The following is a 13,901-nucleotide window of genomic DNA, read 5'->3' as shown; positions in this document are numbered from 1 at the left end:
GTACAATATTTTTAATCCTTATCACAAAAGTCCCAGTCAAATATTCAGGTTGGACGAGAGCATTATGTATTCAGTTGAAGTTTTTCCATGGAATAAAAATTTCGAGGTCGGAGTGCCGCTGATCGATGAGCAACACCAAAAGTTGGTCGAGCTGTTAAATGTGCTGGCCGGCCATCTGGCTTATCAATCCGACATCCCCACCTTGAACAATGTTTTCAATGACTTGGCAGAATACGCTATTTACCATTTTCAGGCAGAAGAACGCGTATGGCATGAGTTCTTCCCTGAAGATGCCTGGGAAACAAAACATAAGGACGATCACAGGAGATTTCTGACGACAGTAAACAGAATAATGTCTGAAAAAACCGTCCGACCGTTAGATCAAGTGATTGAGGAAATCCTCACCTTTCTGACCCAATGGCTGGCCTTTCATATTCTGGATACCGACATGCGCATGGCCAAGGTCGTGCTGGCGGTGCAATCGGGCATACCGCTAAATCAGGCTAAAGAGCAAGCCGACCATGAAATGAGCGGGGCGATGAAGGTGCTGATCGAGACCATGCTTTCGATGTTCGATGCGCTCTCTTCACGCACCATGCAGCTGGCGAAAGAGGTGATTGAACGCCAGAAAGCCGAGCAGGTAAGCCAGGACGCTCTTGAGCGCCTCCAAAAAATCGCCAGTCAGGTGCCGGGACTGGTCTTCCAGTTTCAGTTATTTCCCGATGGCAGATCCTGCATTCCTTACGCCAATGAGGCCATTCGCACTCTCTATCGGGTTAGCCCGGAGGAAGTCAGTCTGGATGCCACCAAGATACTGACTGCCTTGCATCCGGATGACCTGGAGAACTTCAAGACGTCCATTCGGGTATCGGCGCAGGACTTAACGCCATGGTGTCAGGAATACCGTTTGAAGTTTGACGGTACTACCATCTGCTGGCTATATGGCAATGCGCTACCTCAGCGGCAGACGGATGACTCCGTGCTTTGGCACGGCTTCATTACCGACATCACCCGGCACAAGCAAAGTGAAGTAGATCTTCGCATCGCCGCCACCGCTTTTGAATTGCAGGATGCCATGCTGGTCACCGATGCAAACAATGTCATCCTCAAAGTCAACCAGGCATTTACTCGAATCACCGGTTACAGCTCCAAGGAGGCGATCGGAAAAAGTCCGAATTTGCTCAGTTCGGGACAGTATGACAGGACTTTTTATGCCGCAATGTGGGAGAGCATCAATCGCACCGACGCATGGCAAGGTGAAATATGGAATCGACGCAAAAACGGCGAGATATACCCTCAATGGCTTATTATCACGGCAGTAAAGGAATCCGATGAACAGAGTGAACAGATCAATCATTATGTTGCCTCCTTCTCCGATATAACCTCACGCAAGGCCGCCGAAGAGGAGATCAGGCAACTGGCCTTTTATGATCCGCTTACCCAACTGCCTAATCGTCGGCTGTTGCAAGAGCGGCTTAAACACAGCATCGAAGTTGACCGACGTGATGGCAAGCGGCTGGCATTACTGATCCTTGATCTGGATCGCTTTAAAGCAGTCAACGACAGCTTGGGACATTTTGCAGGCGACGAGTTACTGCAACAGGTCGCCGTGCGCATCTCGGCAAGGTTGCGTAGCGTAGACATAGTAGCGCGTCTGGGAGGCGATGAATTTGTCGTATTGCTGGAAGACATTAGCCATACAGAAGATGCTGCACGGGTGGCGGCAGAAATCATCCTCGTTTTAAGCAAACCGTTTCAACTCGCTCAGAGCAACGAGGTACTGATTGGCGTCAGCATCGGCATCAGCCTGTATCCGGAACACGGTACCGGCTATGAAATACTGATGGATCACGCTGATACCGCGTTGTATCAAGCCAAAGATCAAGGCCGCGGCTGCTACTCTTATTTTTCCGCAGACCAGACATTCGCAGCTCGTGAACGCATTGCCCTGGAAACACGACTGCGTCGGGCGATCGAACAAGAGGAACTGCGTGTTTTTTACCAGCCGCAGGTGAATATTGCCAGCGGCCGCATCGTCGGTGCCGAGGCCTTGGTACGCTGGCAAGACCCGACAGAAGGATTGATTCCACCGCTACATTTTATCCCTGTCGCCGAAGAAACGGGACTGATTCTGAAAATTGGCGCCTGGGTGTTGCGAGAGACCTGCCGGCAAGGCCGTCTTTGGCTGGATGCAGGTTTACCGCCGCTAACATTGGCCGTAAACGTTTCCCCCCAGCAATTCCGTCGCGGCAACATTAGCGCCTTGGTTGCTACTTGCTTAAAAGAAACAGGATTTCCAGCCGAGTGCCTGGAATTGGAAATGACTGAAAGTGGACTGATGGAGAATCAGGATCATGTTATGGATCTTCTGGGCTCGCTACGCGCGCAAGGCATCCGTCTTGCCATCGATGACTTTGGCACCGGTTTTTCATCGCTGGCTTGTCTGAAGCACTTTCCGCTGGATGTGCTGAAAATCGACAAAAGTTTTATCGACGATATTCCCCACCTGCAAGACGACATGGAAATTGCCACCACTATTATTGCAATGGGGCATATTCTGGGCTTTAAAGTTCTGGCGGAAGGCGTGGAAACTGCGGCACAACTGGATTTCTTGCGGGAACAACATTGCGATTCGTATCAAGGTTACATCAACAGCCCCCCCGTACCGGCAGAAGCGTTTGTTGAGCTGTTACGCAATCAAGGAAATTGAAACTTGCCGCGCATCACGCTCAGCTGTAGGCCGGAATAAGCCGGTTCGAGCCTACGCAAGGACTGGCGTCTCACGTCAGGCTATCCTGCCTGACGCCCTTCGGGTAAATGCAAATCTGTTCCAGACAGATTTGTCCGGCGCTCCACTTATTCCGGCTACGATTGATAGATAACTTGCGGCTTGCCTTCAGACTCAACCAGTTCGCCGATAGTAAAAACTGTTTCGCCCAACCGGGTAAGCATCTCAAGCGTCACCTGCTCATCTTCGGCGGCCACACAAACTATCATGCCGATACCGCAATTAAAGGTGATCAACATGTCCGTTTGCGATACCTTACCTTTTTCCTGCAACCATTTGAAAATACCAGGAAATTCCCATGAAGCAAGGTCGATATGGGCGTTAGTCCCCACGGGAAGCACACGCGGCAGATTCTCGGTTAAACCGCCGCCGGTAATATGAGCAAGCGCATGTACCGGTACCTTATCCAGCAACGCCAACAACGACTTCACATAGATCCGGGTGGGTTCCAGTAAGGCAGAGCCTAAAGATTGAGCCTCGAAGGTATCCGTTAACGCACTATGACTGTGGGCAATGATTTTACGGATTAATGAATAGCCGTTGGAATGCGGTCCGGATGAGGCAATGCCAATCAACTTATCGCCGACGTTGACTTTGCTGCCGTCGAGCACCTTGCTTTTTTCCACGATGCCGACGCAAAAACCCGCCAGATCATACTCGCCATCCGTATACATACCCGGCATTTCTGCGGTTTCGCCGCCAACCAGCGCTGCGCCTGAGAGTTCACAGCCTTTGCCTATGCCTTCTACGACCGATGCAGCGGTATCGACATCCAGTTTACCGGTAGCGAAATAATCCAGGAAAAACAAAGGCTCTGCACCCTGAACAATAATATCATTGACGCACATCGCAACCAGATCAATACCGATGGTGTTATGAATACCCAATTCATTGGCCAGTTTTAACTTGGTGCCTACGCCATCGGTGCCGGAAACCAGAATCGGATGTTGATAACGATCCAACGGCAGTTCAAACATAGAACCGAAACCGCCCAAACCAGCCAGAACTCCCGCTGTCCGTGTTCTGGCGGCAATAGGCTTGATGCGTTCGACCAAGGCATTACCGGCCTCAATGTCAACGCCGGCACTTTTATAATTCAAGCTTTCTTGATTTTGTTCGCTCAATGTTGTGTTCTCTTGCTAAAATTTAAACTACCGATATTGTACAAGACATCGTCGGTTTTGTCTGAAGGATATGGATATGCGTGGATTTTATCTATCAGATACTTCCATAACGTTTGTACGAACGTTGCGGCAAATCGAAAACTAATTAACGCGATTCCTTAAGTACCCAGGAATCAATCGAAATCACCCATAGCAACACCAAGTCTTTTTTGAGGAGTAGATATGAAAGTAACAACAACATTTAGCCCCATACTATTGATTGCAGCGGCATTATTTACCAGCACAGTTTGCGCCTATGATCCCGGCGAGACCGAAATAGCTTGCAAAAAGCCTCAATTTAGAGACTTTAGTCTTCCTGTCTATAGTGAACCCGAGAAAACCGAGGTTCCGCCGGAATCAGCATTTTCCTTTACGCTCTCGCCTTGGACCGATCCAAACACTATAAAATTGACGGCTAAAAAACAAAATATCGACTTTAGCGTTGAAAGCAACAGCAGTTTTCACCGCATTAACGCAAAATTGCCCGCCGCTTTCACCGGTAACTTTGTCAGGATCAATAGCAGCGCCAAGGCGGTATTGGGCTGTTCCGAGAAGATTGGCTGGCTGATCAAAGTTGCCGATAAATGACAGAGGTTCAAGGCGAAAAAATCCAAACTACCACACGGCCGCCCTTGCACCTTAGACCTGTTTTTTAATAAAGCACCTTATCGCTCTTTTCAGCCCAAATGTTAAAAGGCTGCATCGCATTCGGCAGGTTTAAATGCAGCATGGCGATGCGGCGCTGATGCGGCAAAACAGAAATCTCATCGTAAATGAAGCTGTCGTCAAAGTTGGCGGCAGCGGCATCATGCCGGCTACAGGCAAAATAGACTTTTGCAAGCCTCGCCCAATAGATTGCACCCAGGCACATCGGACAGGGTTCGCAGCTGGAATAAAGGATGCAACCCTGCAACTGAAAGTCATTCAGTTTTTTACACGCCAGGCGTATCGCCATCACTTCGGCATGAGCGGTAGGGTCAATAGTGCTGGTGACCTTGTTGCCGCTGGCAGCAATCAGCTGCCCATCTTTTACGATAAGCGCACCATAAGGGCCGCCCTGCCCTGACCTGGCATTATCTACTGCCAGGTCAACAGCTTGCTGCAAAAATTCCTTATGCATCTATAAACCTAAGGGATTGTTGGGGTCTACGCCATCCATAAAAGGCAGGCCTCGTTCTTGATGGGTGAGTTGATATATTTTTCCCAACCAGTTGTTGAATACCGCTTTTGCCGTATCGCTCCAGGTATTGTCAATATGCTCCAGAATCAGGTCTTCCGGGAATTCTTCCAGCCTCTGCCCGTTCTGCTTGGCTGATCTGACCTGCTGCTCATAATCGACTAAAATCTGCTGGACGATCTCATTAAAATAATTTTCGGGGAACGGCGGATAGTCGTTTATTTCGGCGCGATAAAAGCGCAGGACTTCACGCTTGTATTCTTTCAATAGGCTAACGTCATCATATTCAGGATGTCCCTGAAAAAACACGATACGAAAACCGTCCGGGCTAACGGCAAGGTGCACACCCGCTTCTTTGCTGGCCGCAAGAACTTTGAGTCCGTGTTGTTCCATATCGCTTTGGAATATTTCATTAAACCGGGAATGCGGCACATCAAACCGGGTATTGATCTCGGCAACCAACGGATGGCTGCGGTCGATTAGCTTGTGTGAAAATACCCCCCAGCGTTTGGCCGGTAAGCGGGTGCGCTCGATACCGTAACAGTATTGAATGAGCGCATGGGTGGCAAGGCAGGAGCAGAGAATCGAAGTGACATTGTCCTTGGCCCAGAAAAAAACCTCGTTCAACGGTTCCCAGAATTCTTCTTCGGGTAATCGGGCATGGGTGACATTAGCACCGCTGATGATCAGCGCATCGAGGCCGTCCCGTTTGATTTGCTCAAAGGATTCGTAATACTTGGCAATATGGGCTTTTGCTTCCGGACTTCTTTGCAGTCCTTCAATGGTAAAAGGATGCACATGAAATTGAACAATTTGATTGCACGCCCCCACCAGTCGGAAAAACTGTCTTTCTGTCGCTTCCAGCGCCGCATCGGGCATCATATTGAGCAGTCCGACATGCATTTCCCGTATATCCTGATTACTGGCGCGCTCAGGATCTAATATTTCCTCCCCTTCTTCACGAAGGCGTTGGAATGTGGGTAAATCAGTATAGGCAACTAAAGGCATAAGCGGACTCCATCCATATCATTGCTGTGAACCCAGCGCATCGGCGATAAGCCGGATAAAATCATCCTCACTTTTAACGGTGGCGACATCATTCGCATCGATAGTATAGCCGTATTGATCGGCAATAGCCTGATAACGGGGCAGTCGGGATTTAAATAATTCAGGAAAAACCCAGGAGACAAAATCATCCGGCGGCATATCATCGGTGGAAGCGTAATTTTTAAGGCGCATGAATTCGGCAAGCTTTTCATCAAGAAACGCTTCCCGATAATAAAGCGGCTTGGGATCGGATTTAGCGCGTTCAATAATGGTTTGTTCCAACGCCGGAGGTATTTTGATGTAAACAATCAGCGTGTTTTGTGCCAGCGTTTCCAGCACTTCCTGGCTATCCAGCTCACTGACGCTGCCCCCGGCGTCATTGACAAAATGCTTATAACCGTAAATATCTTCGGCTTTATTAATAAAATCCGGCACATCATTCATCGCGGCAATTTCAGCCAGATGATGCAGCTTTTGGCGGCGCTTGAATTCCTGCAAAGATAATCCGCCCAAATCGGCATTGCCGAGCTTGCCGAGAAAGCTGGAGACAGGAGCCAGATTATCGACGGTTATTTTATTGCTGATATGAATGGAGTCGGAAAGCAGCAACTCGCGCAGAAAAGGAACACGCATAGCCTGACGTTTAATATTGTCCAGAATAGGCTCTTCCAGATATTTTGTGCCTATCCGGTAGTCACCGGAATAGTGGAACCATTTGGCTTTGGGTAGTTTATTGGCCAGCGTGGTTTTACCCGCACCGGACATTGCCAGTAGGGTAATGCGTTTCGATTTCCAGTCCAGAAATTCCTGCGGACTCATTTTCATGTAATGGTTTCCTAATTAATCCAGATAATCTTCGATGTCTACGTCTTCAGGATTTGGCTTGTGTTTGTCGGTATCGGTATAGCCCAGATCATCGGTTTCAATGTCGTCAAAAGGCGCGCTCCAGTCTTCGGGATCCTCGATATAATCAAAAGTTGAGTTATACCAGCTGTCATGATCATATTCGCCGATATCGCCGTTAAGGTATTGAACTTCGATAGAGTCATCGCTTTCTTCAATGGCGACGACTTTAAACTTCAGGTTGTTCTCTACATCTTTGTACCAACTACCGATGATGGGGTCTGTTATTGTTGTCATGATTATTCCTCAATGCTCATAAAATATTTCGATGCAAAATATCTAAAGGTAAGTAATATTACTAGGAAGGCTAAATAAAACACAACGGTATTTTGCACGGTTCGGGATAAATTCAGTTCAAGGCCTTTTATATTGAAGTTAACGTTAAAGCCTGTTATGACCCTGCTGATTAGCCGTATTCGTGCGCCATATTTATAAAGCCATGTTTATAAAGAAAGGGCCGCTATGTTGCAAGAGTTCGGCGCGCCTGGATACTAGCTGATACGAAAAACTGCCGGGCAAAACACCGACCCAACCAGACACCTTGTTTCATCGTAGCCAATAATCCACTAATAACCCAAGGAATACGACTAGACCAAACCAGTTATTGTTCAAAAACGCCTTAAAGCAAAGCGTTTTTTCCCGGTGAAAAATCAGTTTTTGCTGATAAACCGACAAGCCTGCCGCCAGTAAAAGACCGCCATAATAAGGCCAGTTTGCGTCTATCATTTGCCCGACGGTCATCAGCAAGCCGAGTATGACGAGCTGCAATCCCCCCATGATTTCCCGGTCATAAGCGCCGAACAGTATGGCGGTCGATTTAACGCCTATTTTTAAATCATCCTCCTTATCGACCATTGCATACATGGTATCGTAAACCAAGGCCCATAACACCACAGCCAAATACATCACCCAGGCCACCGGCGGAATGCTGTTTAGCTGTGCCGAAAAAGCCATCGGCACCGCCCAACCAAACGCGATACCCAAATAGGCCTGAGGCAGCTGGGTATAGCGCTTCATAAACGGATAGCTGGCGGCCAAAAATGCGGCGACAAACGACAGCAGGATGGTGTAGCTATTCAGCAATAACACCAACCCGAACGCGCACAAACACAACGCCACAAAAACCAGCAGCGCTTCCTTGGGCTTTACCTTGCCTGCGGCGATAGGCCGATGTTGGGTGCGCTGCACATGCGGGTCAAAGTCGCGGTCGGCGTAATCGTTAATCACGCAACCGGCAGCACGCATCAGCACGACGCCCAGACAAATAACCGTCAAAACCAACACATCGGGCTTGCCGTCGCTGGCAACCCACAGCGCCCACAATGCCGGCCACAATAAAATCAGGATGCCGATAGGCTTGTCAAATCGCGCTAATATCCAATATTGCCTGAGTCTGTCTATTGCTCTGTCCATAATTAGGGTTGTTGCCTTTTCAAGGCCTGTATTTTGTTAAAAATGCTATTATAGCTTTTTTATTTTAATGAGCGGGCGAACCACATGAGCGTAAAGATTTATCACAATCCGCGTTGCAGCAAATCCCGGCAAACCTTGCAATTGTTACAACAGCAAGGCATAGCACCGGAGATTATCGAGTATCTTAAAACGCCTCCCAGCGTTCAGGAGCTGGACGACATCCTGCAAAAGCTGGACATGGAGCCGCGAAAATTGATACGCAAAACTGAAGCCGCCTATAAGGCCAACGGCCTGGACGATGCTTCACTGGATCGGCAGGCGCTGATAACAGCCATGGTGGACCATCCTATTCTCATTGAACGGCCCATTGTTGTTGCCAACGGCAAGGCGGCGCTGGGTCGTCCGCCCGAAGCCGTACTCGCCATCCTTTAATTGCCCTGCTTATGACAAAGATCCTGGTGTTATATTTCTCCCGCAATGGCGCTACCGCCGACATGGCTAATCATATCGCTCGAGGCGTTGAATCCGTTGACGGCGTTGAAGCGGTACTCAGAACCGTCCCCGATGTTTCAGCTGTCTCTGAAAAAACCGCAACCAGCATCCCCGCCCACGGCGCGCTTTACGCGACCCTTGACGATTTAAAATCCTGCGATGGTCTGGCGCTGGGCAGTCCAACCCATTTCGGCAATATGGCCGCGCCACTAAAATATTTTATCGATAGCACGACCGAAATCTGGTTTTCAGGCGCACTATCCGGCAAACCCGGCGGCGTATTCACCTCAACCGGCAGCCTGCACGGCGGCCAGGAAAGCACCTTGTTATCGATGATGTTGCCGCTCTTGCATCACGGCATGTTGCTGCTGGGCTTGCCCTATACCGAACATGCGTTGCGTGAAACCACCAGCGGCGGCACACCCTACGGCCCTAGCCATGTATCGACCGATCACATCGGCTTGAGCGCTCACGAAAAAACCCTGTGCAGAGCGCTCGGTGCTCGGCTGGCTAAAACCGCGCTTCAACTGAAACAATCGTCATGACCATAAAACCGATTTACTACTACATCATCGCCCTGACCGGTTTTTTCGGGCTGTTCGCATTGCTAATGCTGTGGAATACCGTGCTCGTACCTTCCACCCGCTTGCCGGTAGCCTTGGTTTTACTGGTCGCCGTTACGCCGTTATTGCTGCCCATGCGCGGCTTGCTGAATCGCAATCCCAGAAGTTGCGCGTGGGCGGCCTACATCAGCCTGATTTATTTTCTCCACGGTACTGCCGAAGCCTACGTTAATCCTGATGAACGGCTGTATGCATCGCTTGAAATCCTGCTGAGTTTGATGCTTTTTTTCGGCAGCACATTTTATATACGCTTTGCGGGAAAACAGAACTGACCATGGCGCAGCAACTGCCTTTGCATTTTGAGTTCAGAGCGAATCAAACGTTTGAGGATTTTTTTCCCGGCGCCAATCAGGAAATCGTCACTCACTTACAACAGTGTGTTGCGGGCCTGGGTGAGCAGCAAATTTTCCTCTGGGGCAAATCGGGACTGGGCAAAAGCCACTTACTGCAAGCCTGTTGTCACCAAGCGCAGCGTCACAAGCTCAGCTCGTTCTATTTTGATTTAGCGAATGCTGGGCTGCCTGATCCGGCCATGCTGAGCGGACTGGATAACTATGATGTCGTTTGTTTCGACAATATCGAAGCCATCGCCGGCAACGCAGCCTGGGAGCGGGCTTTTTTTAATTTCTTTAATCAGCACCGTGATCGCGGCCACAAACTGATCGTCTCGGCATCTTCCGCGCCCAATGCGATTGCTATCCAATTGCCCGATCTTAAAACCCGTCTTAATTGGGGGCTGACCTTGAAAATACAGCCCTTGACCGATAGCGACCGGGTGGCGGCATTGATCTTTAAAGCCGATCACATGGGCTTTGAAATCGCCCCGCAAGCCGGGCGTTTTCTGCTGACGCATTACGACAGAGATTTAACCTCTTTATGGGCTTTACTGGAAAAACTGGACAGGGCATCATTGGCCGCCAAACGTAAATTAACTATTCCTTTTTTAAAACAGATTCTGGACGAAGAAAGCCGTGATTAAAGTGCTGGTTATTGGAGCAGGAGCTATCGGCGCCTTTTACGGCGCGCTGCTGGCAAAGGCCGGTGCCGAGGTTTCGGTAGTTTGCCGCTCCGATTATGCCCAGGTCAAACAACACGGTTTTATCATCGACAGTCACCCGCTCGGCCGCTGGCATTTTACCCCGGCACAGGTGTTAAAAAACGCCGCCGATTTTGAAGGAACTGCGGACTATATTTTACTCTGCACCAAAGTCATTCCGACGGTGGATCGGGTCGCGCTGCTACGCCCGTATGTTGCTGAAAACATGGCGATAGTCTTTATCCAGAATGGCGTGGACATCGAACAGGAACTGCTGACCGCCTTTCCCGACAATGAAATCGTCAGCGGTCTGGCGTTTATTTGCTGCAACCGGGTCGGTCCCGGCGAGATATTGCATTTGGCCTATGGCCGTCTGGCTTTAGGCAATCTGCCGAACGGCATCAGCCCTAAAACCGCGCAGTTGTGCGAACTTTTCAGGCAATCCGGCATAGACTGCAACGCGACCGAAAACATTGTTACCGGGCGCTGGCAAAAATGCGTCTGGAACGCGCCGTTTAACCCGTTATCGGTATTATCGGGAGGCTTGCCGACGCTGGACATTCTGCAAACCCAGGAGTCTTTCGTACGCAGCATCATGCAGGAGGTTTGCGACATTGCGGCGGCATCCGGGCATCGGTTGCCCGATAATATTGTTAACATCAACATCGAACATACCTACGCGATGCCGCCTTATAAAACCAGCATGTTGCTGGATTATGAAAACGGCCAACCGATGGAAACCGAAGCCATCCTTGGCAACGCGTTGCGCGCCGCGCAACGGCTAGGCGTAGCCGTCCCCCATCTGGAATCGGTCTATGCGTTGATGAAACTCAGGGAATTGATGCTCAACGATTAGAAAAACCAATTATCCACGAAAGCCAAAAGTAGGCGCCTCTAGGCGACACGAAAAGCACGAAAAATCTAAAGAGATACCAAGTTTGTAGCTCGTTACCAAAAGGGCAAATAGCTGTGCAATACAGCATGTTAATTTATTTCGTGTCTTTCGAGCTTTTCGTGGACAAATTTACTGAGCGACTATTTCCCGTAAAAAATATAATCTGCCGTATAGGCAGCCCGCTTTTCACTACCCAGATGATTAGAATTACATCCCGAGACAGGCGGCAGACCACCGTCGGTATTGACCCGATTAATAAAGCTCACATCCGAAAACAAGCCGTCACCCTGATGCGAGATTACCTCGACCAGTAACCAGGAAATAGCTTTGCCCGGTGCCATATCGATTTTATTGACTACCCGGCCGACGACGCGACTGCCTTCTTTATATTCCCAGAGCGGTCCAGCGCTGTGATTGCCGACCAGCTTACCTTCCTCATCGAATAACTTGGCATCGGGTGCCAGCATTGTCCAGGCATACTCGCCTTGCTTCAGTGCGCATTGATAAATCTGATCACCCTTGGCATGCACGGTTAAAAGAGGACTATAGCCTTGCGGCACCTTAATCTGCTCGGGTATGACAGTCTCGGCATAAGCCGCGCCTTGTAACATCACCGATAAAATGACTATCTTTTTAATCATAGCGTTCACCATGGCAGTGGCGTTCCGTCATACTTGACGAAACTGCCTGATTGATCCAATGAAAAGTTCTCTATCAAAGCGCGCATTCCGCTAATGCTTTCTTCGGCATTAATTAACCCATTAGGCCCGCCCATATCGGTTTTGACCCAACCGGGATGGAAAATCAGCACACCGACAGACTGATCTTTAAGCTCTATCGCCAGGCTCTTCATCGCCGCATTCAACGCCGCCTTGCTGGAACGATACAGAATACTGCCGCCACCGGTATTATCCGCAATACTGCCCATCAAGCTGCTGATCGCAACAACCAATTTTTTATCGCTACGCTTGATTTGCGGTAAAAATGCTTCAGCCATTTTTACCGGGGCTTGGGTATTAACCACCAGCGATTTAATCCATGCCTGATAATCAAGCTGACCAAAACCGCCGCTCTGCATGTCCCCATAGATACCCGCATTGTTAATCAACACATCGATGCAACGGTCTGACAATTTTTGCGACAACGCATCAATTTGTTCAAATTCTGAAACATCCAGCTGTTCCAGCTGAATATCAGGGTGGCGACTGGCGAGATTATTTAAATCAAATGCATCATCAGGGTTACGCGAACAGGCGATGACGTTCCAGCCGTCAGCCGCATATTGGCGGCAAAACTCCAGACCCAAGCCGCGATTAGCGCCGGTAATTAACACTGTAGCCATTTTATTTCTCCCATAAAAAAACCTCCTGCATCGACAGATGCAGGAGGCTTTATACTACTTCAAAATTAAGCTGAAAAGTTTTTTGCAGCAAAATCCCAGTTAACTAATGCCCAAAATGCTTCCAGATAAGCCGGACGTGCATTGCGGTAATCGATGTAATAGGCGTGCTCCCAAACATCGCAAGTCAACAAAGGCGTTTGACCGGTGGTTAACGGACAGCCTGCATTGCTGGTACTAACCAGAGCCAAACTGCCGTCGGTATTTTTTACCAGCCAGGCCCAGCCTGAACCGAATGTCGTCACTGCGCATTTGGTGAATTCTTCTTTAAACTTTGCAAATGAACCGAAAGTTGCGTTGATCGCATCGCCTAAAGCGCCGGTAGGTTCGCCGCCCGCATTGGGTGCCAAGCTGTTCCAGTAGAAGGTATGATTCCAGACTTGCGCCGCATTATTGAAAATACCGCCGGAAGACTTTTTGATGATTTCTTCCAGCGACAATCCTTCAAATTCGGTTCCCGGAACCAGATTATTCAGGTTTGTTACATAAGTTTGATGATGCTTACCATAATGATATTCTAAAGTTTCTTCAGAAATTTTGGGCGCTAATGCATCTTTAGCATAAGGCAAAGCAGGAAGTTCGAAAGCCATGGGATTCTCCTAAATAAAGTTGCTGTAAGGTGTTGCATGCAAACAGCTGGCACAAAAACAAATACCAAGTGTTTTAATAAACAATTACTTTAGCACTGCTTGTCGATTAAATAAAGCAATAGCACAAGTAAAAAGGTGTCAAACTGTTAAAATTACTTGTGAATAATCCCCAAGAATCAACGGGAATTAAAAAGATACCTAAAATTCTAATACTAAGGCATTCAGCTGATAGCAGGCTCTCCCTGATAGGCATAGCTATCTACACAAGTCACATTAGGAAATCCTGAGCTGTTTCTTGCAAAGCGGCAAGCTCCTCATGGGAGTAACAATCCAACACCTCCTGCATAGAAAGGAATATCCATAATCCTGCCAACA

General features: G+C 48.9%; 16 protein-coding genes. 7 read left to right on the top strand and 9 right to left on the bottom strand.

The genetic code is table 11. The annotated features are described in order from the left end of the window. Positions 1-64 precede the first annotated feature (64 nt). On the top strand, positions 65-2,710 hold the full coding sequence (locus RW114_RS11710; protein ID WP_340122937.1) for a bacteriohemerythrin: 2,646 nt from the start codon (positions 65-67) through the stop codon (positions 2,708-2,710). Between the two features lie 155 nt (positions 2,711-2,865). Here the strand turns inward: RW114_RS11710 and purM are convergent, their stop codons facing one another. After that, positions 2,866-3,912: a phosphoribosylformylglycinamidine cyclo-ligase gene (gene purM / locus RW114_RS11705; RefSeq protein WP_340122936.1), complete on the bottom strand. Its 1,047-nt coding sequence runs from the start codon at positions 3,910-3,912 to the stop codon at positions 2,866-2,868. 222 nt (positions 3,913-4,134) lie between these two features. Between purM and RW114_RS11700 the strand changes: the two genes are divergently transcribed. Further along, on the top strand, positions 4,135-4,539 hold the full coding sequence (locus tag RW114_RS11700) for a hypothetical protein (protein ID WP_340122935.1): 405 nt from the start codon (positions 4,135-4,137) through the stop codon (positions 4,537-4,539). A 64-nt stretch (positions 4,540-4,603) separates the two neighbouring features. On the opposite strand, the gene RW114_RS11695 is transcribed toward RW114_RS11700, so the two are convergent. The 5 genes from RW114_RS11695 to ubiA all read right to left on the bottom strand — a co-directional run bounded on the left by RW114_RS11695 (position 4,604) and on the right by ubiA (position 8,491). After that, positions 4,604-5,071 (bottom strand): nucleoside deaminase, encoded by a 468-nt coding sequence (locus tag RW114_RS11695; protein ID WP_340122934.1) that lies wholly within the window; start codon positions 5,069-5,071, stop codon positions 4,604-4,606. Beyond that, entirely contained in the window at positions 5,072-6,136 is a 1,065-nt protein-coding gene (gene metA, locus RW114_RS11690; RefSeq protein ID WP_340122933.1) for a homoserine O-succinyltransferase MetA, read from the bottom strand. A gap of 18 nt (positions 6,137-6,154) precedes the next feature. Further along, positions 6,155-7,000: an ATPase gene (locus RW114_RS11685; protein ID WP_340122932.1), complete on the bottom strand. Its 846-nt coding sequence runs from the start codon at positions 6,998-7,000 to the stop codon at positions 6,155-6,157. 15 nt (positions 7,001-7,015) lie between these two features. Next, positions 7,016-7,315 (bottom strand): DUF6763 family protein, encoded by a 300-nt coding sequence (locus RW114_RS11680; protein ID WP_340122931.1) that lies wholly within the window; start codon positions 7,313-7,315, stop codon positions 7,016-7,018. 309 nt (positions 7,316-7,624) lie between these two features. Next, positions 7,625-8,491, bottom strand: a complete 867-nt coding sequence (gene ubiA / locus RW114_RS11675) for a 4-hydroxybenzoate octaprenyltransferase (RefSeq protein ID WP_340122930.1) — start codon at positions 8,489-8,491, stop codon at positions 7,625-7,627. Positions 8,492-8,575: 84 nt separating this feature from the next. Between ubiA and arsC the strand changes: the two genes are divergently transcribed. From arsC to RW114_RS11650, 5 genes are read left to right on the top strand one after another with little or no spacing between them, the layout of a single operon-like run. Continuing rightward, complete coding sequence (arsC, locus tag RW114_RS11670; protein WP_340122929.1) at positions 8,576-8,923, top strand: arsenate reductase (glutaredoxin); 348 nt, start codon at positions 8,576-8,578, stop codon at positions 8,921-8,923. A gap of 11 nt (positions 8,924-8,934) precedes the next feature. Continuing rightward, positions 8,935-9,528, top strand: coding sequence for an NAD(P)H:quinone oxidoreductase (gene wrbA / locus RW114_RS11665; RefSeq protein ID WP_340122928.1), 594 nt, complete (start codon positions 8,935-8,937; stop codon positions 9,526-9,528). After that, the gene (locus tag RW114_RS11660) at positions 9,525-9,878 is read left to right on the top strand and encodes a DUF2069 domain-containing protein (protein WP_340122927.1); all 354 of its coding nucleotides are present in this window, start codon (positions 9,525-9,527) and stop codon (positions 9,876-9,878) included. The genes wrbA and RW114_RS11660 overlap by 4 nt, the downstream gene beginning before the upstream one ends. Positions 9,879-9,880: 2 nt before the next feature. Then, complete coding sequence (hda, locus tag RW114_RS11655) at positions 9,881-10,585, top strand: DnaA regulatory inactivator Hda (protein WP_340122926.1); 705 nt, start codon at positions 9,881-9,883, stop codon at positions 10,583-10,585. Further along, the gene (locus tag RW114_RS11650) at positions 10,578-11,498 is read left to right on the top strand and encodes a ketopantoate reductase family protein (protein WP_340122925.1); all 921 of its coding nucleotides are present in this window, start codon (positions 10,578-10,580) and stop codon (positions 11,496-11,498) included. Before hda ends, RW114_RS11650 begins: the two co-directional genes overlap by 8 nt. 179 nt (positions 11,499-11,677) lie before the next feature. Here RW114_RS11650 and RW114_RS11645 read toward each other — a convergent pair whose 3' ends face one another. The 3 genes from RW114_RS11645 to sodB form a co-directional block, all read right to left on the bottom strand. Then, positions 11,678-12,178, bottom strand: coding sequence for a DUF3455 domain-containing protein (locus RW114_RS11645; protein WP_340122924.1), 501 nt, complete (start codon positions 12,176-12,178; stop codon positions 11,678-11,680). A gap of 5 nt (positions 12,179-12,183) precedes the next feature. Further along, positions 12,184-12,879 (bottom strand): SDR family oxidoreductase, encoded by a 696-nt coding sequence (locus tag RW114_RS11640; RefSeq protein ID WP_340122923.1) that lies wholly within the window; start codon positions 12,877-12,879, stop codon positions 12,184-12,186. 65 nt (positions 12,880-12,944) lie between these two features. Next, positions 12,945-13,526 carry a superoxide dismutase [Fe] gene (gene sodB / locus RW114_RS11635; RefSeq protein WP_340122922.1) on the bottom strand — a complete coding sequence of 194 codons (582 nt, stop codon included), beginning with the start codon at positions 13,524-13,526 and terminating at the stop codon, positions 12,945-12,947. Positions 13,527-13,901: the final 375 nt, after the last annotated feature.

The organism is Methylobacter svalbardensis (genome assembly GCF_037671525.1).
GTDB lineage: Bacteria > Pseudomonadota > Gammaproteobacteria > Methylococcales > Methylomonadaceae > Methylobacter_A > Methylobacter_A svalbardensis.
The sequence above is the reverse complement of the archived record's forward strand: the minus strand, read 5'-3'. Positions and strand labels throughout refer to the sequence as shown.